This is a genomic window from Pseudomonas sp. LBUM1648, from assembly GCF_059716145.1.
The window spans coordinates 6,044,603-6,071,170 of the sequence record NZ_CP166808.1 but is presented as its reverse complement, the minus strand read 5'-3'; the positions used below and the strand labels follow the sequence as shown (position 1 = coordinate 6,071,170).

22 protein-coding genes are annotated in these 26,568 nt (G+C 60.9%); 15 read left to right on the top strand and 7 right to left on the bottom strand.

Annotated features, from left to right (window positions below):
• The first annotated feature begins 9 nt into the window (after positions 1-9).
• From ACA043_RS27560 to madM, 11 genes are all read left to right on the top strand, one after another.
• Positions 10-5,934: a hybrid sensor histidine kinase/response regulator gene (locus ACA043_RS27560; RefSeq protein ID WP_497658251.1), complete on the top strand. Its 5,925-nt coding sequence runs from the start codon at positions 10-12 to the stop codon at positions 5,932-5,934.
• Positions 5,927-6,397, top strand: coding sequence for a chemotaxis protein CheW (locus ACA043_RS27555; RefSeq protein ID WP_489879327.1), 471 nt, complete (start codon positions 5,927-5,929; stop codon positions 6,395-6,397). Before ACA043_RS27560 ends, ACA043_RS27555 begins: the two co-directional genes overlap by 8 nt.
• A gap of 233 nt (positions 6,398-6,630) precedes the next feature.
• Positions 6,631-8,301 (top strand): malonate decarboxylase subunit alpha, encoded by a 1,671-nt coding sequence (mdcA, locus tag ACA043_RS27550; protein ID WP_497658250.1) that lies wholly within the window; start codon positions 6,631-6,633, stop codon positions 8,299-8,301.
• Positions 8,301-9,173, top strand: a complete 873-nt coding sequence (locus tag ACA043_RS27545) for a triphosphoribosyl-dephospho-CoA synthase (RefSeq protein ID WP_497658249.1) — start codon at positions 8,301-8,303, stop codon at positions 9,171-9,173. The genes mdcA and ACA043_RS27545 overlap by 1 nt, the downstream gene beginning before the upstream one ends.
• Positions 9,173-9,472: a malonate decarboxylase subunit delta gene (locus ACA043_RS27540; RefSeq protein WP_497615520.1), complete on the top strand. Its 300-nt coding sequence runs from the start codon at positions 9,173-9,175 to the stop codon at positions 9,470-9,472. The genes ACA043_RS27545 and ACA043_RS27540 overlap by 1 nt, the downstream gene beginning before the upstream one ends.
• A complete protein-coding gene (locus ACA043_RS27535; protein ID WP_497615519.1) occupies positions 9,465-10,316 on the top strand; it encodes a biotin-independent malonate decarboxylase subunit beta in 852 nt (283 codons plus the stop codon). The genes ACA043_RS27540 and ACA043_RS27535 overlap by 8 nt, the downstream gene beginning before the upstream one ends.
• On the top strand, positions 10,313-11,098 hold the full coding sequence (gene mdcE / locus ACA043_RS27530) for a biotin-independent malonate decarboxylase subunit gamma (protein ID WP_497658248.1): 786 nt from the start codon (positions 10,313-10,315) through the stop codon (positions 11,096-11,098). The genes ACA043_RS27535 and mdcE overlap by 4 nt, the downstream gene beginning before the upstream one ends.
• Positions 11,092-11,712 (top strand): malonate decarboxylase holo-ACP synthase, encoded by a 621-nt coding sequence (locus tag ACA043_RS27525; protein WP_497658247.1) that lies wholly within the window; start codon positions 11,092-11,094, stop codon positions 11,710-11,712. Before mdcE ends, ACA043_RS27525 begins: the two co-directional genes overlap by 7 nt.
• Entirely contained in the window at positions 11,709-12,629 is a 921-nt protein-coding gene (gene mdcH / locus ACA043_RS27520) for a malonate decarboxylase subunit epsilon (protein ID WP_497658246.1), read from the top strand. The genes ACA043_RS27525 and mdcH overlap by 4 nt, the downstream gene beginning before the upstream one ends.
• Positions 12,630-12,693: 64 nt before the next feature.
• The gene (madL, locus tag ACA043_RS27515) at positions 12,694-13,110 is read left to right on the top strand and encodes a malonate transporter subunit MadL (RefSeq protein WP_401269322.1); all 417 of its coding nucleotides are present in this window, start codon (positions 12,694-12,696) and stop codon (positions 13,108-13,110) included.
• A 1-nt stretch (position 13,111) separates the two neighbouring features.
• Positions 13,112-13,876: a malonate transporter subunit MadM gene (gene madM, locus ACA043_RS27510; RefSeq protein WP_401269319.1), complete on the top strand. Its 765-nt coding sequence runs from the start codon at positions 13,112-13,114 to the stop codon at positions 13,874-13,876.
• A 111-nt stretch (positions 13,877-13,987) separates the two neighbouring features.
• Here the strand turns inward: madM and ACA043_RS27505 are convergent, their stop codons facing one another.
• Positions 13,988-14,902, bottom strand: coding sequence for a LysR family transcriptional regulator (locus ACA043_RS27505; RefSeq protein WP_095187015.1), 915 nt, complete (start codon positions 14,900-14,902; stop codon positions 13,988-13,990).
• A 162-nt stretch (positions 14,903-15,064) separates the two neighbouring features.
• Here ACA043_RS27505 and trhA point away from each other — a divergent pair, with 162 nt between their 5' ends.
• On the top strand, positions 15,065-15,682 hold the full coding sequence (gene trhA / locus ACA043_RS27500) for a PAQR family membrane homeostasis protein TrhA (protein WP_489879333.1): 618 nt from the start codon (positions 15,065-15,067) through the stop codon (positions 15,680-15,682).
• Positions 15,683-15,868: 186 nt separating this feature from the next.
• Here the strand turns inward: trhA and ACA043_RS27495 are convergent, their stop codons facing one another.
• Positions 15,869-16,588 (bottom strand): 16S rRNA (uracil(1498)-N(3))-methyltransferase, encoded by a 720-nt coding sequence (locus tag ACA043_RS27495; RefSeq protein WP_497658245.1) that lies wholly within the window; start codon positions 16,586-16,588, stop codon positions 15,869-15,871.
• A gap of 205 nt (positions 16,589-16,793) precedes the next feature.
• Positions 16,794-18,200 carry an adenosylmethionine--8-amino-7-oxononanoate transaminase gene (locus ACA043_RS27490; RefSeq protein WP_497658244.1) on the bottom strand — a complete coding sequence of 469 codons (1,407 nt, stop codon included), beginning with the start codon at positions 18,198-18,200 and terminating at the stop codon, positions 16,794-16,796.
• A 222-nt stretch (positions 18,201-18,422) separates the two neighbouring features.
• Here ACA043_RS27490 and ACA043_RS27485 point away from each other — a divergent pair, with 222 nt between their 5' ends.
• Entirely contained in the window at positions 18,423-20,192 is a 1,770-nt protein-coding gene (locus ACA043_RS27485; RefSeq protein WP_497658243.1) for a flavin monoamine oxidase family protein, read from the top strand.
• A gap of 375 nt (positions 20,193-20,567) precedes the next feature.
• On the opposite strand, the gene ACA043_RS27480 is transcribed toward ACA043_RS27485, so the two are convergent.
• Positions 20,568-21,065 (bottom strand): hypothetical protein, encoded by a 498-nt coding sequence (locus ACA043_RS27480; protein ID WP_401269308.1) that lies wholly within the window; start codon positions 21,063-21,065, stop codon positions 20,568-20,570.
• A 334-nt stretch (positions 21,066-21,399) separates the two neighbouring features.
• Between ACA043_RS27480 and ACA043_RS27475 the strand changes: the two genes are divergently transcribed.
• Together ACA043_RS27475 and ACA043_RS27470 are read left to right on the top strand one after the other, a co-directional pair.
• Complete coding sequence (locus tag ACA043_RS27475) at positions 21,400-21,951, top strand: cytochrome b (protein ID WP_401269305.1); 552 nt, start codon at positions 21,400-21,402, stop codon at positions 21,949-21,951.
• Between the two features lie 31 nt (positions 21,952-21,982).
• Positions 21,983-22,576, top strand: coding sequence for a YceI family protein (locus tag ACA043_RS27470; RefSeq protein WP_401269302.1), 594 nt, complete (start codon positions 21,983-21,985; stop codon positions 22,574-22,576).
• Between the two features lie 67 nt (positions 22,577-22,643).
• Here the strand turns inward: ACA043_RS27470 and rhlE2 are convergent, their stop codons facing one another.
• From rhlE2 to metF, 3 genes are all read right to left on the bottom strand, one after another.
• On the bottom strand, positions 22,644-24,524 hold the full coding sequence (gene rhlE2 / locus ACA043_RS27465) for an RNA helicase RhlE2 (RefSeq protein WP_497658242.1): 1,881 nt from the start codon (positions 24,522-24,524) through the stop codon (positions 22,644-22,646).
• A gap of 221 nt (positions 24,525-24,745) precedes the next feature.
• Positions 24,746-25,558, bottom strand: a complete 813-nt coding sequence (locus tag ACA043_RS27460) for a substrate-binding periplasmic protein (RefSeq protein ID WP_187679007.1) — start codon at positions 25,556-25,558, stop codon at positions 24,746-24,748.
• Between the two features lie 147 nt (positions 25,559-25,705).
• Positions 25,706-26,551, bottom strand: a complete 846-nt coding sequence (gene metF / locus ACA043_RS27455; protein ID WP_497658241.1) for a methylenetetrahydrofolate reductase [NAD(P)H] — start codon at positions 26,549-26,551, stop codon at positions 25,706-25,708.
• Between the last annotated feature and the right edge of the window lie 17 nt (positions 26,552-26,568).

Here is a 26,568-nt window from a genome sequence, read left to right as displayed (position 1 = left end):
GGAGCGGTTATGGGTGATCGCCACGACTACGTGGCCCTCGAGTGGGTCAAAGGCGAAATTGCCGAAACGCTGAAACTGGCGCATCAGGCGATTGAAACCGTGCTCGATGATCCGCACGCATCCGGCGGGCTGGACGAGTGCCTGGCGTACATCCATCAGGTTCACGGCAGCTTGCAGATGGTCGAGTTCTACGGCGCCGCGCTGCTCGCCGAAGAAATGGAGCATCTGGTCGAAGCCTTGCAGCAGGGGCGCGTCAGCCATCGCGACGAAGCCCTGCACTTGCTGTTGCAAGCCTTGGGGCAATTACCGATCTACCTCGACCGCGTACAGAGCGCCCGCCGTGATCTTCCGCTGGTCGTGCTGCCGCTGCTCAATGATTTGCGCAGCGCTCGCGGCGAAAGCCTGCTGTCGGAAACCAGCCTGTTCAGCCCGCAACTGCCCGAGCTGCCGCCGCTTGGCGAAGAGGCGCTGGCGCTGCTGGAACCGGCAGAGCTGCCGAATGTGCTGCGCAAGTTACGCCAGATGCTGCAAATGGCGCTGGTCGGTTTGCTGCGTGAGCAGGATGACCAGACGCACTTGGCTTATCTGGCGAAAGTCTTCACCCGTCTCGAAGCGCTGAGCGGTGACGCCCCGTTAAGTCCGTTGTGGCAGGTCGCATCCGCCTTGGTCGAAGGTATGCGCGAAGGCGTGATCGCCAACAGCCCGGCACTGCGCAGCCTGTTCAAGGACGCCGACAAGGAACTCAAGCGCCTGCTCGAACAAGGCATGGCGGGCCTCAATCAGCCGCCCCCGCCAGAGCTTCTGAAAAGCCTGTTGTTCTATATTGCCAAAGCCGAACATCCCACCAGGCAGATGCTGACCATGAAAGATCGCTACTCCCTGGACGACGCCTTACCCGACAGCGCGATGGTCGATGAAGAACGCGCGCGCCTGGCCGGCCCCGACCGCGATGCGATGCGCTCGGTGCTGGCGGCATTGTGCGAAGAACTGGTGCGGGTCAAGGAACGCCTCGACCTGTTCGTGCGCAGCGACCGCCAACACACGTCGGACCTGGAAAGCCTGCTGGCGCCGTTGCGGCAGATCGCCGACACCCTCGCGGTGCTCGGTTTCGGCCAGCCGCGCAAGGTCATCATCGATCAACTGGCGGTGGTGCTCAGCCTTGTCCAAGGCCAGCGTGAACCCAACGACGCGATCCTGATGGACGTTGCCGGCGCCTTGCTCTACGTCGAAGCGACACTCGCCGGGATGGTCGGCACCGTCGAGCCGGAAAGCCCCGAAGACTCGCGCCTGCCCACCACCGACCTGACGCAGATTCATCAGATCGTGATCAAGGAAGCGCGCATCTGCTTGCAACAGGCCAAGGACATGATCGTCGACTATATCGACGCCGACTGGGACCGCCAGCAACTGCAACCGCTGCCAGAACTGCTGACTCAGGTGCGCGGGGCGCTGGCGATGATTCCGCTGAGTCGTGCGGCGAATCTGGTCGAGGCCTGCAACGGTTTCATCCGCGAACATCTGCTGCTCGATCCGCACGAACCAGGCTGGCAGCAACTGGACAACCTCGCCGACGTCATCACCAGCCTCGAGTATTACCTTGAACGCTTGAGCGATGACCCGCTGGCGCCGAGCGAACAACTGCTGGATGTCGCGCAGAAGAGCCTCGCCAGTCTCGGTTATTTTGCAAACGAAGAGGCCAATGAGCAGCCCGGCGAACAGCGTGTGCCAGTGCTCGATGACGTGCTCAGCCCCAGCGAAGCACTGGTGATGCAGGACCTGCAGGCGCTGGACGACCCGGACATCGTGCAGTCGCTGGCCGATGTGTTGGCCAGCCCGGTGCCGGCGATCAATCCGCCCGCCGTGGTCACACCCGGCAGCCTGATGCCGCCGCCGGCCGACGAAGAACCGGTGGACGACGAACTGCGCGAAGTGTTCCTCGAAGAGACCGATGAGGTACTTGAGGTTCTCCACGAATACCTGCCGCGCTGGACAGCCAATCCGCAGGATCGCGCCGCGCTGACAGAGCTGCGCCGCGCCTTCCACACCTTGAAAGGCAGCGGACGCATGGTGCGTGCGCTGATCCTCGGTGAACTGGCCTGGGCGGTGGAAAACCTGCTCAATCGCGTGCTGGAACACAGCGTCGAACCCGGCGCCGTGGTGCCGCAATTACTCACCGACACGGTGTTGCTGCTGCCGGAACTGGTCAGCGAATTCGCCACCAACAGCCAGCGTCAGCGCAGCGATGTCGATCAATTGGCGGCGCGCGCCCATGCCTTGGCCAAGGGGGACGAACCGCTGGCCGCCGAAGACGTCGATGACGTTGCGGCGCTCGATCCGCTGTTGCTGGAGATCTTCCGCAACGAAGCCGAAACCCATCTCGCCAGCCTCAACCGCTTCCTCGATCAAGCGGCCGAGCATGTTCCGCTGCCGGCCAGCGACGAGTTGCAGCGCGCTTTGCACACCCTCAAGGGCAGCGCGTCGATGGCCGGTGTGTTGCCGATTGCCGAACTGGCGGCATCGCTTGATCATTTGGCCCGAGAGTTCAAGGCCCATCAGTTGCCGCTCGATCTCGATGAAGTCGAGTTGCTGCTCGAAGCCGAAGGGCTGTTCCGTGTCGGCTTGCGCCAGCTCAAGCATGATCCGCTGGCGCCGATTGTCGGCGCGCAGTCGCTGATCAAACGCACCGATGCGCTGCTCGGCGAGCGTCTGGAAGCGATCCTCAATGCACCGAACACTGGCCTGCGGATCAAGCACGATCCGCAACTGATCAACAACTTCCTTGCCCAAGGCATGGACATCCTGTTCGACGCCGAAAACCTCTTGCAGCGCTGGCAGCAACACCCCGGCGAACGCCAGGAACTCAGCGCGTTGCTGGATGAGCTGACCACCCTCGGTGAAGGCGCGCACTTGGCAGATCTGCTGCCGGTGGATGTTCTGTGCGAAGCCTTGCTCGATCTCTATGGCGCCGTGGAAGAAAGCAGCCTGGCGGTCAGCGACCGGTTTTTCCAGGAAGCGCAGTACGCCCACGAAGCGCTGATCAACATGCTCGACGAACTGGCCGCCGGCCAGGAAGTCACGCCGCAGCCGGAGCGCATTCGCGCCTTGCATGATCTGCTCGACGAAAGCCTCGACCCCTCGTCCATGGGCCTGATTCGCAGCGACGGCAGCCGCACCTTGAGCATCCGCGAACTGGGCGCGGCCACCGCCGAGCTTTCGCAAACCAGCGCTGCCCAGGAGCCGGACGACGAAATCGTCGAGATCTTCCTCGAAGAGGCAGTGGACATTCTCGACAGCGCCGAGCAAGCCTTGCAGCGCTGGCTGAGCGACCCGGACAACGCCGCGCCGCTGTCCTCGTTGCAGCGTGATTTGCACACCCTCAAGGGTGGTGCGCGCATGGCCGAAGTCGACGCCGTCGGCGATCTGGCCCAGGAGCTGGAAAGCCTTTACGAAGGTCTGGTCGATCGTCGCTACAGCCACAGCGAAGCCCTTGGTCGCTTGTTGCACAAGAGCCATGAGCGTTTCACCCGGCTGCTTGAGCAACTGCAAAACCATCAGCCGCTGGAGCCGGCAGAGGATCTGATCGAAGCGCTTCGCCAGGTACGCCAAGGCTCGCCGACCCCTGCCGAAACGACGCAACCTGCCGTCGATCACGAAGGTGCCGGGCACGATCCCGAGTTGCTGGAGATCTTCCTCGAAGAAGGTTTCGACATCATCGAGAACTCCGGCGCCGCGCTGCTGCGCTGGCAGGCTGAGCCGGGCAACCGTCAGGAAGTCGAAACCCTGCTGCGCGACCTGCACACCCTCAAGGGCGGCGCGCGGATGGTCGAGATCGGCCCGATCGGCGACCTCGCCCATGAGCTGGAATACCTTTACGAAAGTCTCTCCGCCGGCTCGTTGCAAGCGTCTGGCGAATTGTTCGCGCTGGTGCAGCGCGGCCATGACCGACTGGCGCAAATGCTCGATGGCGTGCGCGCCGGGCAACCGTGTCCGCCAGCGGATCGGTTGATCAATGCGATCCAGAACTTCAGTCATCCCGTGACGCCTGAAGCGCCGCCGTTGCTGCCGCTGCCGGTTAAAACCGAGACCGCAGCACCGGCCACCGACGCCGGCGCGGACATGGTCAAAGTCTCCGCCGAACTGCTCGACGAATTGGTCAATCTGGCCGGGGAAACCTCGATTTTCCGTGGACGCATTGAACAGCAAGTCAACGACGCGCAAGTCGCGCTCAACGAGATGGAAACCACCATCGAGCGCATGCGTGATCAGTTGCGCCGCCTCGATACGGAAACCCAGGGGCGCATCCTCAGCCGTCAGCAAGTCGACGGCGAACGCCTCGGTTACGAAGAATTCGATCCGCTGGAAATGGATCGCCATTCGCAGTTGCAGCAACTGTCGCGCGCGCTGTTCGAATCCGCCTCCGACTTGCTCGACCTGAAGGAAACCCTCGACCGCCGCAACCACGACGCCGAGAACCTGCTGCAACAACAAGGGCGAATCAACACCGAATTGCAGGAAGGCCTGATGCGCTCGCGCATGGTGCCGTTCGAACGGATGTTGCCGCGCCTCAAACGCATCGTCCGCCAGGTTGCCGAAGAGCTGAACAAAGACGTCGCTTTCGTCGTCGGCAACGCCGAAGGCGAGATGGATCGCAACGTGCTGGAGCGCATGGCCGCACCGTTGGAGCACATGCTGCGCAACGCCGTCGACCATGGTCTGGAGTCCACCGAGGTGCGGCTGGCGGCGGGGAAACCGGCGCAAGGGCAGATCAGCCTCGAGCTGTCCCGCGAGGGCGGCGACATCGTTTTCGACATCCGCGACGACGGTGCCGGTGTGCCGCTGGAAGCGGTGCGGAACAAGGCAATCAAACGTGGCTTGCTGGCGCCGGACGCCGAAATCAGCGACCGCGATGTGTTGCAGTTCATCCTCCAGCCGGGGTTTTCCACCGCCGAAAAAATCACCCAGATCTCCGGGCGTGGCGTCGGCATGGACGTGGTGCATGAAGAAGTCCGCCAGTTGGGCGGCAGCATGAGCATCGACTCGGTGCCGGGGCAGGGCGTGCATTTTCGCATTCGCCTGCCGTTCACCGTGTCGGTCAACCGTGCGTTGATGGTGCAGTGTGGTGAGGATCAATACGCGATTCCGCTGAACACCATCGACGGCATCGTCCGCGTGTTGCCGAATGATCTGGATGGGCATTTCCGTCTTGATCCACCGAGCTATCAATACGGCGGCCAACGCTATGAGCTGTGCTACTTGGGCGAGCTGCTGAAAACCGCGCCACGCCCGAAACTGCTCGGCCAGAGCCTGCCGTTGCCGGTGCTGTTGGTGCAGTACAACGACCGGCGCATCGCGGTGCAGGTCGACACCATGGCCGGGACGCGCGAGATCGTGGTCAAAAGCCTCGGCGCGCAATTCGCGGCGGTGCAGGGCGTGTCCGGCGCGACGATTCTGGGCGATGGCCGGGTGGTGCTGATTCTTGATCTGCTGGCGCCGATCCGCGCGATGCAGGCACCGGTTGCGCAGTATCCGATTCAACCGGATATCGACAGCGAACCGCAGAAACCGCTGCTGGTCATGGTGGTCGACGACTCGGTCACCGTGCGCAAGGTCACCAGTCGTTTACTCGAACGCCACGGCATGAACGTACTGACCGCCAAGGACGGTGTCGACGCCATGCTCCTGCTCGAAGAACACATGCCCGACCTGATGCTGCTCGACATCGAAATGCCGCGCATGGACGGCTTCGAAGTCGCCACCCAAGTGCGCAACGACGAACGCCTGCAACACCTGCCGATCATCATGATCACCTCGCGCACCGGGCAAAAACACCGCGACCGCGCCATGGCTATTGGCGTCAACGACTACCTCGGCAAGCCCTATCAGGAATCGGTGCTGCTCGAAAGCATTGCCCACTGGAGCAAGAAACATGCATGAGCGCCGCCACAACGCGCGTACCAGCCAACTCACCGGGCTGCTGCTGCCGCTGGCGGATCGTAACCTGATCTTGCCCAACGTCGCGGTGGCCGAGCTGATCGACTATCAGGCCAGCGCCTTCGATCTGGATACACCGCCGTGGTATCTGGGGCGCGTCATGTGGCGCGAGCGGCAGATTCCGTTGCTGAGTTTCGAGTCGGCGTGTGGGCAGAAAGTGGTGATTGGCGAGCGAGCGCGGATTGTGATTCTCAATGCGCTGGGTGGCTTGCCGCAGCTGAAATTCATTGCGTTGCTGGTGCAGGGGATTCCTCGGTCTTACAAGCTCGATAGTCAATTGAGCTATGTCGATGTGCCGTTGTGTGCGCTGGAACAGGCGGCGGTGCAGGTGGGGGAGCAAGTGGCGAAGGTGCCGGATTTGTTGGCACTTGAGCAGTTGTTGGTGGAGGCGGGACTGGTCCACTGATCCAGAGTTTTTAGTGGTCTGACTGGCCTCTTCGCGAGCAGGCTCGCTCCCACATTGGATCACCAGTGAACACAGATCAGGTGTACGACACAGATCCCCTGTGGGAGCGAGCCTGCTCGCGAAGAGGGCCTGAACCATTACGCTAAGCGTAATGATTCACCACCCTGCTTGATTGATGCCCCCACCCCACACGCCTAACTTAGCTCCACGACAGCGAACCCCGTGGAGTGAGCATGACAACAACAATTTCCCCCGACTCGCGCTGGACGCGGCGGCGTGACGAGAAGCAGCGTCGCCTCGACAAGGTGCGCGGGCTGGCCGACGGTGTGGTGTTGCCCACCGACAAGATCGTCGCCGCGCTCGAAGCGCTGATTCATCCCGGCGACCGTGTGGTGCTGGAGGGCAATAACCAGAAGCAGGCAGACTTCCTTTCTCGCTCGCTGGCCAAGGCTGATCCCGAGAAGCTCCACGACCTGCACATGATCATGCCCAGCGTCGGCCGCTCCGAGCACCTCGACCTGTTCGAACGCGGCATCGCCCGCAAGCTCGATTTCTCCTTCGCCGGCACCCAGAGCCTGCGCATCAGCCAGTTGCTTGAAGACGGCCTGCTGGAAATCGGCGCGATCCACACCTACATCGAACTCTACGCCCGGCTGGTGGTGGACCTGATCCCCAACGTCGTGCTCTCGGCCGGTTTCATGGCCGACCGCGCCGGCAACATCTACACCGGCCCGAGCACCGAAGACACCCCGGCGCTGATCGAACCGGCCGCTTTCAGCGACGGCATCGTCATCGTCCAGGTCAACCAGTTGGTCGACGACGTCAGCGAATTGCCCCGTGTGGATATTCCGGCGTCGTGGGTCGATTTCGTCGTGGTGGCCGACAAGCCGTTCTACATCGAACCGCTGTTCACCCGCGACCCACGGCACATCAAGCCTGTCCACGTGTTGATGGCGATGATGGCGATTCGCGGGATCTACGAAAAACACAACGTGCAGTCGCTCAACCACGGCATCGGTTTCAACACAGCGGCCATCGAACTGATCCTGCCGACCTACGGCGAATCCCTCGGCCTCAAAGGCAAGATCTGCCGCAACTGGACGCTCAATCCGCACCCGACGTTGATCCCGGCGATTGAGAGCGGCTGGGTCGAAAGCGTGCATTGCTTCGGCACCGAACTGGGCATGGAAAACTACATCGCCGCGCGCCCGGACGTGTTCTTCACCGGCCGCGACGGCTCGCTACGTTCCAACCGGATGTTCTGCCAACTGGCCGGGCAATACGCGGTGGATCTGTTTATTGGCGCGACGTTGCAGGTTGATGGCGATGGCCATTCCTCGACCGTTACCCGTGGCCGTCTCGCCGGTTTCGGCGGCGCGCCGAACATGGGCCATGACCCGCGTGGCCGCCGTCACGGCACGCCGGCATGGCTGGACATGCGCCACGACGACTCGCCGCAACCGATGCTCGAACGCGGCAAGAAACTCGTGGTGCAAATGGTCGAGACCTTCCAGGAGGGCGGCAAACCGACCTTCGTCGAAACCCTCGACGCGGTGGAAGTGGCGAAGAAAAGCGGCATGCCGCTGGCGCCGATCATGATCTACGGCGACGACGTCACCCACCTGCTCACCGAAGAAGGCATCGCCTATCTGTACAAGGGGCGTTCGCTGGAAGAGCGCCAGGCGATGATCGCTGCAGTCGCCGGGGTCACCGCCATTGGCCTGCGCCACAACCCGAAAGACACCGAACGCATGCGCCGTGAAGGCCTGATCGCCTTGCCCGAAGACCTCGGCATCCGCCGCACTGACGCCACGCGCGAACTGCTGGCGGCGAAAAGCGTGGCCGATCTGGTCGAGTGGTCCGGCGGCCTCTACAACCCGCCCGCCAAATTCAGGAGCTGGTAATGCACGCACTTAACCTGCAAGCGAAACCGATTTCCCTGGCCGAGCGATTGGCGGACATGGCGGTGGATGCGTTGATCGACGAAGCGGATCTGTCGCCGAAACCGGCGCTGGTCGACCGTCGTGGCAACGGCGCGCACACCGATCTGCACTTGGGCCTGATGCACGCCTCGGCGCTGTCGTTGTGGCCGGCGTTCAAGGAGATAGCCGAAGCCGCCATTGAAGTCGGCGAGATCAATCAAACGCTGCGTGAAAGCATTGGCCGCATCGGCCGTGAAGGCGAGCAAGCGATGCTCGCGACCACCAACGGTGTGAACACTCATCGCGGTGCAATCTGGGCCTTGGGCCTGTTGGTGACCGCCGCCGCGCTCGAAGCGAAATCCACGGGTGCCAACGCCGTCACCCTGCGCGCTGCACGGCTGGCGCTGCTCGATGATCGTTTTGCACCTCGTCCCCTGAGCCACGGTGCACAAGTCGCGCTGCGTTACGGCGCTCGCGGCGCCCGAGAGGAAGCGCAACTCGGCTTCCCGTCCGTGCTGCAACGTGGCCTGCCACAACTGAAAAAAAGCCGCACTGCCGGCCACGGCGAACAGAATGCCCGGCTCGACGCCTTGCTCGCGATCATGACTGACCTGGCCGACACCTGCGTGCTCTACCGCGCCGGCGAACAAGGCCTGCACGCCATGCAGCAGGGCGCGCAAGCGGTGCTCGACGCCGGTGGCAGCGCCAGCCTCAGCGGTCGCCGTCGTCTGCATGAACTCGATCAACAACTCATCGCATTGAATGCCTCGCCCGGTGGCGCCGCCGACTTGCTCGCCGCCACGCTGCTGCTCGACCGAATCGAGTGCGACGGCACCTTTCAGGGAGCGTTTTGATGGAAACCCTATCGTTTGAATTCCCCGCCGGGCAGCCGCCTCGCGGTCGGGCGCTGGTCGGTTGTGTCGGCTCGGGTGATCTGGAAGTGCTGATCGAACCGGGGCTGGCCGGCAAGTTGACGATCAACGTGCAAACCTCGGCCAACGGCGCACAGCTGCGCTGGCAGCATCTGTTTGCGCGGATGTTCGACGGCACCACGCCGCCAGCCATGGCCATCGATATCCACGATTTCGGCGCGACGCCGGGTGTGGTGCGTTTGCGCCTGGAACAAGGTTTCGAGGAGATCGGCCATGACTGACAGCGCAGCGCTTCTCCATAAACACAGCTTCGTCGAACTCGGCGCGCGGCAACGGGCGAAAGCCTTGCTTGATGCCGGCACCTTCCGCGAATTGCTCGACCCGTTTCAACGCGTCATGTCGCCGTGGCTTGAACGCCAGGGCGTGGTGCCGCAAGCCGATGACGGCGTAGTGATCGCCAAGGGCAGCCTCGACGGTTTACCGGTGGTGATCGCGGCCATCGAAGGCGCGTTTCAGGGTGGCAGCCTCGGCGAAGTCGGCGGGGCGAAGATTGCCGGTGCACTGGAACTGGCCGCCGAGGACAACCGCAACGGCATTCCGACCCGCGCCGTGTTGCTGCTGGAAACCGGCGGTGTGCGGCTGCAGGAAGCCAATCTCGGCTTGGCGGCGATTGCCGATATTCATGCGGCGATTGTCGATTTGCAGCAATACCAACCGGTGGTGGGTGTGGTCGCGGGCAGCGTCGGTTGCTTTGGCGGCATGTCGATTGCCGCTGCGTTGTGCAGCTATTTGCTGGTGACTCAGGAAGCACGCCTGGGCCTGAATGGCCCGCAGGTGATCGAGCAGGAAGCCGGGATCGAGGAATACGACTCCCGCGACCGGCCGTTTATCTGGAGCCTGACCGGTGGCGAGCAGCGTTTTGCCAGTGGCTTGGTGGATCGATTTGCCGCCGATGATGTGGCGCAGATTCGTCAGCAGGTCGGCGAGTTGCTGCAACAAGGCTTGCCAGCGCAACCGCGCAGTCAGCGGGCCGAATGGTTCCTGCAACGGCTGGCCAGCCTGGACACTGACAAGCAAATCGAGCCTTCGGTGGTTCGCGATCTGTATCAAGGAGAGCGCTCATGAGTGGTTATTCATTGCGCGGTTTGAACTGGTTCAACGCGTTGAGCGCGGGCGCGAAAGCTGTAGAAGGTTTGCCGCCCTCGTTGAAGGTTGCCGATGCTGAACTCGGGCGTTTTATCGCCGTGGTCGCTGACCCTGACAACCGTTTCCCCCGTGCCCGTAACGGCGAAGTCGGGTTGCTGGAAGGCTGGGGCCTGGCCAAAGCCGTCGACGATGCGATCAACGCTGACCGCGACAAACCGCAAAAGCGTCCACTGATTGCCATCGTCGATGTACCGAGCCAGGCCTACGGCCGTCGCGAAGAAGCCCTCGGCATTCATCAGTCGCTGGCCGGTGCGGCGGACAGTTATGCCCGCGCACGCCTGGCCGGGCATCCGGTGATTGCGCTGCTGGTGGGCAAAGCCATGTCCGGTGCGTTTCTCGCCCACGGCTATCAGGCCAACCGCTTGATCGCCCTGCGTGATCCCGGCGTGATGGTGCATGCGATGGGCAAAGCATCGGCGGCGCGGGTGACTTTGCGCAGCGTCGAAGAACTCGAAGCACTGGCCGCCAGCGTGCCGCCGATGGCCTATGACATCGACAGTTACGCCAGCCTCGGGCTGCTTTGGGAAACCCTGTCGGTGCAGCAGATCGAACAGCCGACTGCCGAAGATCTGACACGAGTGACCGAGTGCTTGAAGCAAGCCATCAGCGATGTCACTGGCAATGATTTGAGCAATCGTCTCGGTGCGAAAAATCGTGAAGCGTCCAGTCGCGTGCGTGAACTGTTGAGGGCGCAGTGGTGAATACGCCTCTGGCCCACGACCTGCTCTGGGGCATGACCCCGGCGCAGCTACCGGCGGATGCGCCGCAGTGGGCAGTCGAGTCGCTCAGCGCCGGGCAACCGGTGGTGGTGCGCCGTGCGTTAAACGTTGAGGGTTTTGTCGCCGTGGGCGTGCGCGGTGTGTCGCGCGAGCAACGCTTGGCGGCGTTCATGGCGCTTGATTCGATTGGCTGTCGGGTCGGTCCGGAGGCGTTGTGTCATGTCGACAGCGAGCGTGATCTGCCGGCCCTGCGTGCGCTCAAGCAACTGCGGCCGATGCTCGATGATTGCGGTTGGATCTGGGGCGTCAGCGGCAGTGCCGGATTTGAGTTGGCCAGTGGTTTTGCGGCGATGCATGAGGGCAGCGATCTCGATCTGATCCTGCGCACACCGCAACGGCTGACCCGCAATCAGGCGCGCAAACTGGTGGCGCTTTTCGATCAGGCAGTGTGCCGGGTCGACATGCAATTGCAGACGCCATTCGGCGCCGTAGCCCTGCGTGAATGGGCCAGCACTTCGGCGCGGGTGCTGCTGAAAAACGCGCATCAGGCGTGTCTGGTAGTAGACCCGTGGAACCCGCAGGAGCAGGCAGCATGAGCAGTCTGTTGGTGTTCCCCGGTCAGGGCGCGCAGCAACCGGGCATGCTCCAGCGTTTGCCTCGGGAAACGTTGACCGAGGCCAGTGATGTGCTGGGTGAAGATGTCTTGCTGCTTGATTCTGCCGAAGCGCTGCGCAGTACAAGGGCGGTGCAGCTCTGCCTGCTGATCGCCGGTGTCGCGGCTTCGCGACAGTTGTTGCAGGACAGTTTGAACGCGGACTATGTCGCGGGCCTGTCCATCGGTGCTTACCCCGCAGCGGTGGTGGCCGGGGCCTTGAGCTTCAGTGATGCGCTGCATTTGGTCAGCCTGCGCGGTGAGTTGATGCAACAGGCTTATCCACAGGGCTTTGGCATGACCGCGATCATCGGTCTGCAACTGTCCACAGTCGAAACGTTGCTGGCGCAAGTTCACAGCGCCGTAACGCCGGTTTATCTGGCCAATATCAACGCCGATAACCAGGTGGTGATTGCCGGCAGCGACAAGGCGATGCAAGCGGTGGCCGAACTCGCGCGCAGCCGTGGCGCGGGTCTGGCGAAACGTCTGGCGGTCAGCGTGCCGTCGCACTGTCCGCTGCTGGAAAAACCGGCGCAAACCCTCGCCGAAGCCTTCGCCAAAGTACAACTGCAAGCCCCGAAAATCGCCTACCTGAGCGGCAGCCGCGCGCGCCCGGTAATCAAGGTCGATGCCCTGCGCGACGACCTCGCTTACAACATGTGTCGCATCGTGGATTGGCGCGGCACCGTGCAAAGCGCCTACGAGCGCGGCGTGCGGCTACAGATCGAACTGCCGCCCGGTGCGGTGCTGACCGGGCTGGCGCGCCGGGTGTTCGAGCAAGGCACCGTCACTGCCTTCGACAGTGCTCGCCTCGACACCTTGCAGGCGCTGTTGCGTGAGGAGGGAAGCCGCCGAACCTAAAACGCCGACTCAAGCTTCGAACAACAAAAACAACATTCGACGATGCACTTTGAGGACTACAACAATGATTATTTACGGTGTGGCGCTGTTGGCGATCTGTACGCTGGCAGGGGTGATCATGGGCGACATGCTCGGCGTGTTGCTGGGCGTCAAATCCAATGTCGGCGGGGTCGGCATCGCGATGATCCTGTTGATCTGCGCGCGGTTGTGGATGCAGAAACGCGGCGGCATGACCAAGGAGTGCGAGATGGGCGTCGGCTTCTGGGGCGCCATGTACATTCCGGTGGTGGTGGCGATGGCCGCGCAACAGAACGTCGTCACCGCGCTGCACGGCGGCCCGGTGGCGGTGCTGGCGGCGATCGGTTCGGTGGTGATTTGTGGTTGCACGATTGCCTTGATCAGCCGCACCCACAAGGGCGAACCGTTGCCCGACGAACCGGCGGAAATCTCCCCGGTCGGCACGCCGGTAGGGGGTCGCTGATATGTGGGATCTCATCGAAAAAGGTCTGGAACATAACGGTCTGATCACTGCCTTCGCTTTTGTCGGCGTGATCATGTGGGTCTCCGTGGTTCTCTCCAAGCGCCTGACCTTCGGACGCATTCACGGCTCGGCGATTGCCATCGTCATCGGTCTGGTGCTGGCGTGGGTCGGCGGCACCATGACGGGCGGGCAGAAAGGTTTGGCGGATCTGACGCTGTTCTCCGGCATCGGCCTGATGGGCGGGGCAATGCTGCGTGATTTCGCGATTGTTGCCACCGCGTTTGAAGTGCAGGCGACCGAGGCGAAAAAGGCCGGGATGATCGGGGTGATTGCGTTGTTGCTGGGCACGATCCTGCCGTTCATTGTCGGCGCGAGCATGGCCTGGGCGTTTGGTTATCGCGATGCGGTGAGCATGACCACCATCGGTGCTGGCGCGGTGACCTACATCGTTGGCCCGGTGACCGGTGCGGCGATTGGTGCGAGTTCGGATGTGATGGCGCTGTCGATTGCCACCGGGTTGATCAAGGCGATTCTGGTGATGGTCGGCACGCCGGTCGCGGCGCGCTGGATGGGCCTGGATAACCCGCGTTCGGCGATGGTGTTTGGCGGGTTGGCCGGGACGGTGAGTGGTGTGACTGCCGGGCTGGCGGCGACGGATCGGCGGTTGGTGCCTTATGGGGCGCTGACGGCGACGTTCCACACTGGGCTTGGGTGCTTGCTTGGGCCTTCGTTGTTGTTCTTTATTGTTCGCGCGATTGTTGGCTAGGTTCGGGTTTTGAGTCGTCTGGGCTGACGCCTTCGCGAGCAGGCTCGCTCCCACAGGGAAATGCATTCCAACTGTGGGAGCGAGCCTGCTCGCGAAGGAGACGACACGGTCTCAAGCCTGCCGATTGGCATACATCCGACACTCCGCCAGCAACGCCAGCAAATTCGGATCGCGCTCCTTGGCCTTCAGAAACACCACGCCAATGTGCTGCTGCAACCGGTACTTCTCCTGCAACGGAATCAGCTTCACCCGATTCTCATACACCGCCGCAATCCTTCCCGGCAGCAGCGCATAACCCACGCCGGAACTGACCATGCTCAACAGCGTGAAGATGTCATTCACCTGCATCGCCACCTTCGGTTCGAACCCTGCCTGCTTGAACACCCGATTGCCGTCCTGATGGGTGGCGAAGCCTTGGGTCAGGGTGATGAAGGTTTCGTCGCGAACTTCTGCCAGATCGACTTCACTGCGCTGAGCGAACCTTGAATCCGCTGGCGTGGCGAGGAAGATGTCGTCGGAGAACAGCGCAATCTGCTCGCAGTCCGGGTCGTTGATGCTGTCGTCCAGCGACACCAGGATCGCGTCCACTTCCATGTTTTTCAGCTTGTAGAGCAGGTCGATGTTCGAGCCGAGGATGAGGTCGATGTTGAGTTCGCTGCGGCGGATCTTCAGGCCCATGATCAGTTGCGGCACGGTCTTCACTGTCAGCGAATACAGCGAGCCGAGCTTGAAGCGTTCTGCGGAGAACCCGGCGGCTTCGCGGGTCAGGCGCACGCTTTCGACCACGTCCTGAATCAGCTTCTGCGCGCGTTCTTCTAGCACATAGGCACTTTCCAGCGGCGTCAGGTTGCGCCCTTCGTGTTTGAACAGCGGGCAGCGCAGGGCGCTTTCCAGCGAATGAATCGCGCGGTGCACGCTGACGTTGCTGGTCTGCAACTCCGCAGCGGCGCGGGCCAGATTGCCGGTGCGCATGAAGGCGAGGAACACCTCGAGTTTTTTCAGGGTCAACTCTTCGTCGATCAACATGGCGCGGACTCTTTTTTATGTCGGCCGATTGTGCACGGAAGATCAAAAGATCGCAGCCTTGGGCAGCGCCTACAGGAGATCGTGTTTAACGGAAACATTGCGCTTTTACGCTCAAGGCCCGAGCCTTGCGCGCTGCGGTAACGAATTTGAGGTGAGCGATACATGTATCACGGGGAACGATTGAACGCCTGGACGCATCTGGTCGGGGCGGTGGCGGCTTTTATCGGTGGGGTGTGGATGCTGGTGATTGCCTGTCTGGATGGCAGTCCCTGGAAGATTGTCAGTGTGGCGATTTACGCCTTTACCTTGCTGGTGCTCTACAGCGCATCGACCGTGTACCACAGCGTGCGCGGGCGCAAGAAAGCGATCATGAAGAAGGTCGATCACTTTTCGATCTACCTGCTGATCGCCGGGAGTTACACGCCGTTCTGTCTGGTGACCCTGCGCGGGCCGTGGGGCTGGACGTTGTTCGGGATTGTCTGGGGGCTGGCGCTGATCGGTATTCTGCAAGAGATCAAACCGCGCTCCGAGGCGCGGATTCTGTCGATTGTGATCTACGCGGTGATGGGCTGGATTGTGCTGGTGGCGGTCAAGCCGTTATTGGCGGCACTGGGCACCACCGGTTTCGCCTGGCTGGCCACGGGCGGGGTTTTGTACACCGTGGGGATTATCTTTTTTGCCCTGGATCACCGATTGCGGCATGCGCACGGGATCTGGCATCTGTTTGTGATTGCCGGGAGCTTGCTGCACTTTGTGGCGATTATGTTTTACGTCTTGTAGACCGAATCATCCCCAATCCCCTGTGGGAGCGAGCCTGCTCGCGAAGGCATCAGTCCAGCCGATGCTGATGTTGGCTGATACACCGCTTTCGCGAGCAGGCTCGCTCCCACAGTAGATATCCAGTGAACACAACATTTGTGCACACCCAAGATGTCTTGTGGGAGCTGGCTTGCCAGCGATGGCGCCCTAGAAATCACCCCAAAGTTGCTGGGCCACCGCCAGTGCAACCACCGGCGCGGTCTCGGTACGCAACACTCGCGGCCCGAGGCGGGCCGCGTGGAAACCATTGCCCTTGGCCTGCTCGACCTCGGCATCGGACAACCCACCCTCCGGCCCGATCAGGAACGCCAGTGTCGAAGGTTTTGCATGGCTCACCATCGGCTCAGCCACTGGATGCAGTACTAGCTTCAGATCAGCTTCAGTCTGCTTGATCCAGTCTGCCAACAGCACCGGCGGATTAATCACCGGCACCCGCGAGCGCCCGCATTGCTCACAAGCGCTGATCGCCACTTGGCGCCAGTGGAGCAGGCGTTTGTCGGCGCGTTCGTCCTTCAGGCGCACTTCGCAGCGCTCACTGAAGATCGGGGTGATTTCAGTGACGCCCAGTTCGGTGGCTTTCTGAATCGCCCAGTCCATTCGCTCGCCACGGGACAGGCCTTGGCCGAGGTGGATTTGCAGCGGCGATTCGATCTGACCGGCAAGTTGTTCGTCGATCTGCACGACGACGCGTTTTTTGCCGACTTCCACCAGCGATCCGCGAAACTCATGGCCGGAGCCGTCGAACATCTGCACCGCATCGCCCTCGGCCATGCGCAGCACGCGGCTGATGTAATGCGCCTGGGCTTCCGGCAATTCGTGTTGGCCGGTGCTCAGCGGGGCGTCGATAAAGAAGCGGGACAGTCTCATTTCGGGTCTCTAAAAAATGGCTCATAGTCGCTGTGGTACAGAGCTTATGTGGCGAGGGGATTTATCCCCGATGGGGCGCGGAGCGCCCCCAAAATCAGCAACCGAGTTCTTCAGTTGAAAAGTGCGATCAGGGATTGGGGCGGCTTCGCCACCCATCGGGGATGAATCCCCTCGCCACAGGGTTCTAGTCAAACCATCAATCCAATCAGCCCGGATCACGGAAACCGGGATGGAAATCTTTCGGCACCGCCACGCTGACGCTCTCACGCGTAGCGATGTCGATGCCTTCGCTGGCGACGTCGGCGAGGAAGTCGATCTGCTCCGGGGTAATCACGTAGGGCGGCAGGAAATACACCACGCTGCCCAGCGGACGCAGCAACGCGCCACGCTCCAGCGCATGCTGGAACACCTTCAAGCCACGACGTTCCTGCCAAGGGTAGGCCTCTTTGGTGGCTTTATCCTTGACCATCTCGATGGCCAGGACCATGCCGGTCTGGCGCACCTCGGACACATTCGGGTGATCGACCAGATGCGCGGTGGCTGACGCCATGCGTTGGGCGAGCGCCTTGTTGTTCTCGATCACGTTGTCCTGCTCGAAGATATCCAGCGTCGCCAACGCCGCCGCACAGGCCAGCGGGTTGCCGGTGTAGCTGTGCGAGTGGAGGAAGGCGCGCAGGGTCGGATAGTCGTCGTAGAACGCGCTGTAGACCTCGTCGGTGGTCAGGCACGCCGCCAGCGGCAGGTAGCCGCCGGTCAGGGCCTTGGACAGGCAGAGGAAGTCCGGACGGATGCCGGCCTGTTCACAGGCGAACATGGTGCCGGTGCGGCCAAAGCCGACGGCGATTTCGTCGTGGATCAGGTGCACGCCATAACGGTCGCAGGCTTCGCGCAGCAGCTTGAGATACACCGGGTGATACATGCGCATGCCGCCGGCGCCCTGGATCAACGGTTCGACGATCACGGCTGCAACGCTGTCGTGATTCTCAGCCAGTGTCTGTTCCATCGCCGCGAACATATTGCGCGAGTGTTCTTCCCAGCTCATGCCTTCGGGGCGCAGGTAGCAATCCGGGCTCGGCACCTTGATGGTGTCCATCAGCAGGGCTTTATAGGTTTCGGTGAACAGCGGCACGTCACCGACTGCCATCGCCGCCATGGTCTCGCCGTGGTAGCTGTTGGTCAGGGTAACGAAGCGCTTCTTGTTTGGCTGGCCGCGATTGAGCCAGTAGTGAAAGCTCATTTTCAGCGCGACTTCGATGCAGGACGAACCGTTATCGGCGTAGAACACCCGGTTCAGGCCTTGCGGCGTCATCTTTACCAGACGCTCGGACAGCTCGATCACCGGTTGATGGCTGAAGCCGGCGAGAATCACGTGCTCCAGCTGATCGACCTGATCCTTGATGCGCTGGTTGATTCGCGGGTTGGCGTGGCCGAACACGTTGACCCACCAGGAGCTGACCGCGTCGAGGTAGCGCTTCCCTTCGAAGTCTTCGAGCCAGACGCCTTCGCCGCGCTTGATCGGGATCAGCGGCAGCTGTTCGTGGTCTTTCATCTGGGTGCAGGGATGCCACAGCACCGCGAGATCGCGTTGCATCCACTGGTTATTCAGGCCCATTTTCAGTCTCCTCGAGGCGGCTCGCGTCAGGCGCGGGCGAACAATCGCGCAAGCCTATGCAATGCATCGCGCGGGGACAACCCATTGTGTCGATTGAGCTACTTTGTATGAGCCGATAGACGTCGCTGGCGGCGTTTTGATGGCTAACGTATTCTTCGCGGTTCTTTGGGTCGTCTGACCCGCAAAACTGCTTTTTCCTATGTGTTTTCCGGAGTTCGCTGAATGTCTGTCGGTTGGCTGCGCGCCTGTGCGCTGGTGATGTTGGGGCTGTTCAGCGTTACGGCGCTGGCCAAGGATAAAACCGCAATCGTGATCGGTGGCGGCCTTTCGGGTCTGACCGCTGCTTATGAGCTGCAAAACAAAGGCTGGCAGGTGACGCTGCTGGAAGCCAAGCCAGGCATGGGCGGTCGCTCGGGCATGGCCACCAGCGAATGGATCGGCAACGACAAGACGCAGCCGGTGCTGAACAAGTACGTCTCGACCTTCAAACTGGGCACCACGCCGGCCCCGGAATTCGTGCGTACCCCGGGTTATCTGATCGACGGAGAGTATTTCTCCGCCGCTGATCTGGCGACCAAGCAACCGGCCACTGCCGATGCCTTGAAGCGCTACCAGAAAACCCTCGATGATCTGGCGCGTTCTATCGACGATCCGCAAAACCCGGCGGCGACCAGCACCCTGCACGCGCTGGACCAGATCAACGTGTCGAACTGGCTCGACAAGCAAAACCTGCCAGCCACTGCGCGCCAGTTGATCAACCAGGACATCCGCACTCACTACGACGAACCATCGCGTCTGTCGCTGTTGTATTTCGCCCAGCAGAACCGCGTCTATCGCGGCATCTCCGACCGTGACCTGCGCGCCTCGCGTCTGGTCGGCGGCAGTCAGGTGCTGGCGCAGGCCTTCGTCAAACAGATCAAGACCATCAAGACCAACTCACCGGTATCGGCCATCAGCCAGGACAAGGACGGCGTGACCGTCAAGGTCGGCAGTGTCGGTTATCAGGCCGATTACGTGGTGTTGGCCGTGCCGCTGCGTGCGCTGAGCAAGATTCAGCTGGCGCCTGCGCTGGATGCCCAGCATATGGCGGCGATCAAGGGCACCAACTACGGCTGGCGCGACCAGATCATGTTGAAGTTCAAGACGCCGGTTTGGGAAAGCAAGGCGCGTATGTCCGGTGAAATCTACAGCAACGCAGGTCTGGGCATGCTCTGGATCGAGCCGGCGCTGAAGGGCGGCGCCAACGTGGTGATCAACCTGTCCGGCGACAACTCCCGTGTGATGCAGGCGTTCGGCGACAAACAGATGGTCGATCAGGTGCTGATCCGTCTGCACGCGTTTTATCCACAGGCCCGTGGCTCGTTCACCGGTTATGAAATCCGTCGCTACAGCACCGACCCATCGATGGGCGGCGCTTACCTGGCCTACGGCCCGGGCCAGATCAGCAAGTTCTGGCGTATCTGGGAACGTCCGCTGCAACGCGTAGCGTTCGCCGGTGAACACACCGACACCTTGTACCCGGGCACGCTGGAAGGCGCTCTGCGCACTGGTCAGCGTGCGGCCAGCCAGGTTGAAGATCTGGCGGCAGGCAAGTCGTTCGAACCGGCCAAAGTGGTTCCGGCCGCTGCAGCGGCAGGCGCGGCGGGTGCCGTGGCGGCGAAGAAGGGCAACTTCTTCAGCAACCTGTTCGGCGGTTCGGATGACGACAAGAAGCCAGAGCCAGCCAAGGCCCCGGAACCGGCTCCAGCACCCGTTGCTCCAGCGCCTGCGCCAACCCCGGCACCTGCGCCAGCTCCGGTGGAAGCACCGAAACCAGCGGCCCCGGTAAAAGCCGAGCCAGCCAAGAAAGCAGCGGCCAAGCCTGCGGCGAAGAAGCCGGCGGCCAAGACCGAAGCGAAAAAAGCTCCGGCTAAACCGGCGGTAAAAAAGGCTGAGCCGGCGAAGAAACCCGCGGCCAAGCCTGCTGCAACGACAGAGACCAAGGCGCAGTAAGCCTTCGCTTCAACAAAAAACGCGGCCAAATGGGCCGCGTTTTTTTTGCAATTAAACCTCCACACTTATCTCTGCTGTGCAGTCTCGAGGCTTACCTCTGCACAGGAAGTTTCCCACATAGTATTCAGAGCGAAATGATAGCGGGCACGCGATCTCAAATTTTATGCTTGGATAAATTGGAGGTGACCCGCTATGAAAATACTTACGATACTGCTCGTGTTCTTGACGCTTTCCGGCTGTGCAAATGGCCGTTTTTTTCCGGGCGGATATAGTTCGGAGCTTGCTCACAAATGCAAGATAGACCCTTATAGCGCAGATTGTTTACAGCCGCCGGCTGTTCTCAAGAACTAATCGAAGATGACAGTGCCGGGCCTGTTAGAAATCCCAATCGTATACTTTCGTACCGTCCGGTAAGTTTCTCAGCCATCTTTCCTTTGGCTTTGAGCTTCGTCCTGGGGTAAAGCCAAAGCGCGCCCAGCGTGGACTGCCGGTGCGTTGATCATAGATGACCAGGTTGCCATCATCCTGAATAGTCATACATGTGTGGTACCAGAGGGATTTGTCAGTGGTGTGAGTACTTTCAGCGATCCAAAGGCGGCGTCTGGACGGATCATAAAGAAAGCCGCTATTGCTGATGACGAACTGCAGAGGATCGCGCATGCGTTTCTGATGCAAGGTTTTACTGTAAGGCTGATTTCCATCTGCCACCCAGATTAATGTTTCACCCTCCTTGATCACCAGATTTCCATCGGCCTGTAAGATCAAACGAAATCGACCGTTATCGGATTGCAGATATTGAGGCGCAGACATTGTTTGATTGGCAGGTAGTGTTGATGATCCACTTGCTTGAAACGGCGTATATCGAAGAGCCATGGTTGTATACGTGATCAATAAGTAATGGAGTCGTTATTTGATCAGGCTTGAAGGTGCAATGAGCTATACATAGCTATTGATTGAAAATTTAGCTGTTTGCGGTCTTCCGTAAAGCCGCCTGCCGAGTTCAATACCCCGTATCGCGCCTGATCAGCTAGTAAAAATCGACCAGTCTGTCCCAAGCGCGATGCGGCAAAATCGCCTTTAATCTTTCCTTAACGCATCACTTCCAGACTCTTCATCGTATTTCTCGATATTTCAAAGCGAAATTTTCCGCTTTAATTCGATAGATAACTCGCTAGTCTTGGTTCGCAGTTCTCACAGGATTTGGGCAATGCAGCTACGTAACTCTTCTTCGCGCTATGGTTGGGTCAGCATCTTCATGCACTGGGGCGTGGCGCTGGTGGTCTTCGGACTGTTCGCGCTGGGTCTGTGGATGGTTGGGCTGGATTACTACAGCAGCTGGCGCAAAGACGCGCCGGATCTACACAAGAGCATCGGTCTGGTGCTGCTGGGTGTGATGGTGTTGCGGGTGTTGTGGCGCTTTATCAGCCCACCGCCGCCAACGCTGCAAAGCTACAGCCGCATGACTCGTATCGGCGCCAGGTTCGGCCACGGGTTTCTGTATGTCGGGCTGTTCGCTGTGATGCTTGCCGGTTACCTGATTTCCACCGCAGACGGTGTCGGGATTCCGGTGTTTGGCCTGTTTGAAGTTCCTGCACTGGTTTCCGGGCTACCGGATCAGGCAGATACCGCTGGGGTGATTCATCTCTGGCTGGCGTGGGCGCTGGTAATTTTTTCCGGTCTCCATGCGTTGGCAGCATTGAAGCACCACTTTATCGATCGTGATGCGACCCTCACTCGAATGCTGGGTCGCAAAGCCTGAAGTTCAACCTCGACTCAAAGGAAAAGAAAGCATGTTGAAAAAGACTCTGGCCGCTCTGGCAATCGGTTCTGCCGTGCTGTCCGCCAACGTAATGGCCGCTGACTACACCGTCGACAAAGAAGGTCAGCACGCCTTCGTTGACTTCAAGATCAGCCACCTGGGCTACAGCTTCATCACCGGTACTTTCAAAGACATCGACGGCAAGTTCAGCTTTGACGCTGCCAAGCCTGAAGACAGCAAAATCGAGTTCAACGTCAATACCGCCAGCGTATTCACCAACCATGCCGAGCGCGACAAACACATCGCCAGCGCTGACTTCCTGGACGTGAGCAAGTTCGCCAAAGCGACCTTCGTCTCTACCAGCGTCAAGCCAACCGGCAAGAATGCCGACGGCAAGGTCACTGCTGACGTGACCGGCGACCTGACCTTTCACGGCGTGACCAAGCCAATCGTGGTCAAGGCCACTTTCCTGGGTGAAGGCAAGGATCCATGGGGCGGCTACCGTGCCGGTTTCGAAGGCACTACCAGCATCAAGCGCTCTGATTTCGGCAAGATGATGGTTCTGGGTCCACAGTCCGATAACGTCGATCTGTACATCACGTTTGAAGGTGTCAAAGCGAAATAACTTTCGCGACGGATAAAAAAATGCCCCTGATCTCGCGATCAGGGGCATTTTTTATGGCTGCGTTAAATCAGCGGTTGCGGGTCAGCAACGCTGGTTTCTCGCCGCGCGGACGGCCTGGCAGTTGATCAAGTTGCTCAGGAGTCGGGAAACGATCGGTTTTTGACTCCTTGTGAATGATCTTCGGTGCCGGGCCGCGCGGATTTTGCACGGCAGGTTCCGAACGCGGCTGGTCGTCGGTGCGAGCCGGGCGACGGTTGCGGGACTCTTCGCGACGGGCCTGGCCGTCACGTGGAGCACCGCTGCGCGGGCCGTTGCGCTTGGCCGGCGGAGTGCCGGTGGTGGCGCCATCGCTGCTGCGTGGGCCGCTTTGACGACCCTGAGGCTTACCGCTGCCGCTGCGCGGAGCACCTGCACCCGCTGTCGCGCCTTGTGCCGGAGCACCCGGACGGCGACCACGGCCCTGAGCCGGTTTGGCTTGAGGAACGTAATCAACGCGGTTACCGAAGTTATCGACATCGTCGTCGAGGAACTCGTCCGGTGCACGATCGGCAGCGGCGCGTGGCGGCTGCGATGGCTGACGCTGTTCACGGGCCGGGGTGCCTTCGCGCGGCTTCTGCTGACGGGCAGGACGCTCGCCACGTTCGCCGGCCGGTTTTTCCTTGCCCTTGTCCTTGCCTTTGTCTTTACGACCGCCGCCACCGCCGCCGCCATTCGGGCCGTCGCCGCGTGGGCCGCGAGGATTGCGCGGGTTGCGCACGTCCGGACGCTCACGCACTTCCGGCTTCTCGGCTTCAATGGTGCTCGAGTCGAAGCCCATCAGGTTGCCATCGGCAATCTTCTGCTTGGTCATGCGCTCGATGCTTTTCAGCAGTTTTTCTTCGTCCGGTGCTACCAGCGAGATCGCCTCACCCGAACGACCGGCGCGGCCAGTACGGCCGATACGGTGTACGTAATCTTCATCGACGTTCGGCAGTTCGAAGTTGACCACGTGTGGCAACTGGTCGATGTCCAGACCGCGAGCGGCGATGTCGGTCGCTACAAGAATGCGCACTTCGCCAGCTTTGAAGTCGGCCAGGGCTTTGGTGCGGGCGTTCTGGCTCTTGTTGCCGTGGATCGCCACAGCCGGCAGGCCGTGCTTGTCCAGGTACTCGGCCAGACGGTTGGCGCCGTGCTTGGTGCGGGTGAACACCAGCACCTGTTCCCAGGCGCCTGCGGTGATCAGGTGCGCCAGCAGTGCACGCTTGTGGCTTGCCGGCAGACGGAACACACGTTGCTCGATGCGCTCGACCGTGGTGTTCGGCGGCGTCACTTCGATGCGTTCCGGGTTGTGCAGCAGTTTGCCGGCGAGGTCGGTGATGTCTTTGGAGAACGTTGCCGAGAACAGCAGGTTCTGACGCTTGGCCGGCAGACGCGCGAGGACTTTCTTCACGTCGTGGACGAAGCCCATGTCGAGCATGCGGTCGGCTTCGTCGAGCACAAGAATTTCGACGTGGGACAGATCGACGCTGCCCTGGCCGCACAGGTCGAGCAAACGACCCGGGCAAGCAACGAGGACGTCAACGCCACGGGACATGGCCTGAACCTGCGGGTTCATGCCGACGCCGCCAAAAATGCAGGCGCTGACGAATTTCAGGTCACGGGCGTAGATCTTGAAGCTCTCGTGAACCTGGGCCGCGAGTTCGCGGGTCGGGGTCAGGACCAGTACGCGTGGTTGGCGCGGGCCGTGACGCTGGGATTTGTCCGGGTGACCGTTGGGGAACAACCGCTCCAGAATCGGAAGGGCGAAACCGCCGGTTTTACCAGTACCTGTCTGAGCCGCAACCATCAGGTCGCGACCTTGCAACACGGCGGGAATGGCCCGCTGTTGCACCGGAGTAGGCTCGGTATAGCCCGCATCTTCGATGGCGCGGACTAAAGCCTCGGAGAGACCGAGGGAAGCAAAGGACATGAGTAATCCTGTTTTAGTTAGGGCTTGGCCCAATGGGAGTCTTGCCTGGCGCGAATAGCGTTTAAGAGGACGCAATCCCGTCCGGTCCTGCTGCGGTTCCGAAGGCACGTCTGGAGTGCTCGCGCGGGCTGAAAGCTGCGCTGTAGCGGGTCGAGAGGCCTGTTACGGTTCCGGGCGTCCGGGCGTGAGCCTGGCGGGAACGCCGGAGTATAACAGAGCAATCACTGCGCGCTGCTTTCCTGCTGCTCAACGGTTTTGCTGCTCGCCGAGACATTCCCCAGTGGCGTGGCTCCGGTTGGCGCTGCGCCATAACGCGCGCTCAGCTCGGCATAGGCCGGTTCACGCTTGAATCGCTTGAGCTCGGCGCCAAAACGCTGCACCAGTAAATCCATACCAGCATTGCGCCGAACCGCAAGAAATTGGCTCTGACGGCTAATGACAGTGGGGTTTTCGCTGATCTGGTCACGGATATTCAACTGATCGAGCAAATGCTGGCCGACGCGTCGATCAGTAATCAGCAAATCGATGCGCCCGCGCACCAGTTTTCCGAAATTGGCTTCGTGGGTCGGCGCCGGTTCGCGGGTGAACAGCGTCGATTCGCTGAAGTCGGGGCTGTACAGATAACCCGGAGAGGTGCCGATGGTCAGGCCTTTTAGCTCTTCAAGTGTGCTGAACGGGTGCGGCCGGTCGTTGGCGTAGAACATCACGAACTCGACGTCCGACAGCGGTTCGCTGGGGTAGAGCAGGGTGGCGTCGCGCTCGTCGCTGTGAAAAATGTCCAGTGCGCCATCAGCCTGACCGGTTTCAAGCATCGACAGACAACGCTTCCACGGCAGGAATTGCCATTCGACCTCAATGCCCAGGCGCTTGAACACGATGGCCGTGGTTTCGTAGTCCAGCCCGAGGTTCTTGCCGTTCTCCTCATAGACATAAGGCGCCCACGGCTCGGTGACAATACGCAACTTCTCGCCCCGAGCGGCGAAGCTCAGGCAAGCAAAAACCAGCACGGCGAATAACTGCGTGATCAAAGGCATGGCTTGAGATTACGACGAGAAACCGCAAAGAGCCAGAAAGTGACAGCACAAGCTCTAATTCGGGGATTCAAACGCAAAAAATCGCAGCCACAACAACCCCTGTAGGAGTTGCCGAAGGCTGCGATCTTTTGATCTTGCTTGTAGCGTTTAGCGCGGCAACTTCAGGTTATTCCAGATCGCCAGGCTAGGTTCGGCCTGGTTCATGGAATAGAAGTGCAGCCCTGGTGCGCCGCCCTGTAGCAGGCGTTCGCACATTTCGCTGACGACTTGCTCGCCAAAGCGCTGAATGCTTTGGCTGTCGTCGCCGTAGGCTTCCAGTTGCTTGCGGATCCAGCGCGGGATTTCCGCACCGCAGGCATCGGAGAAGCGCGCGAGTTTGCTGTAGTTGGTGATCGGCATGATCCCCGGCACCACCGGAATATCCACGCCCATCCCCTGCAAACGGTCGACGAAGTAGAAGTAGCTGTCGGCGTTGAAGAAGTACTGGGTGATCGCGCTGTCGGCGCCGGCGCGGGCCTTGCGCACGAAATTGGCGAGATCGTCTTCGTAATTGCGCGCCTGCGGATGCATCTCCGGGTAAGCGGCAACTTCGATGTGGAAATGATCGCCGGTTTCTTCACGAATGAATTCAACCAGTTCATTGGCGTGACGCAGCTCACCGCTGGTCATGCCCATGCCGGACGGCAGATCACCACGCAGGGCGACGATGCGCTTGATGCCGGCAGCCTTGTACTCGTTCAGCAGGCCGCGCAGGTCGTCCTTGCTGTCGCCGACGCACGACAGGTGCGGTGCGGCGGGTACTTTGACTTCGCTTTCCAGTTGCAAAACGGTGTTGAGGGTGCGATCACGGGTCGAACCACCAGCGCCATAGGTGCAGGAGAAGAAATCGGGATTGTACGTTGCCAACTGACGGGCAACGTTGAGCAGCTTTTCATGCCCAGCATCGGTCTTGGTCGGGAAGAACTCGAAGCTGTAGCGACGGTCTTGGGACATGGTCATACCCTTGGAAA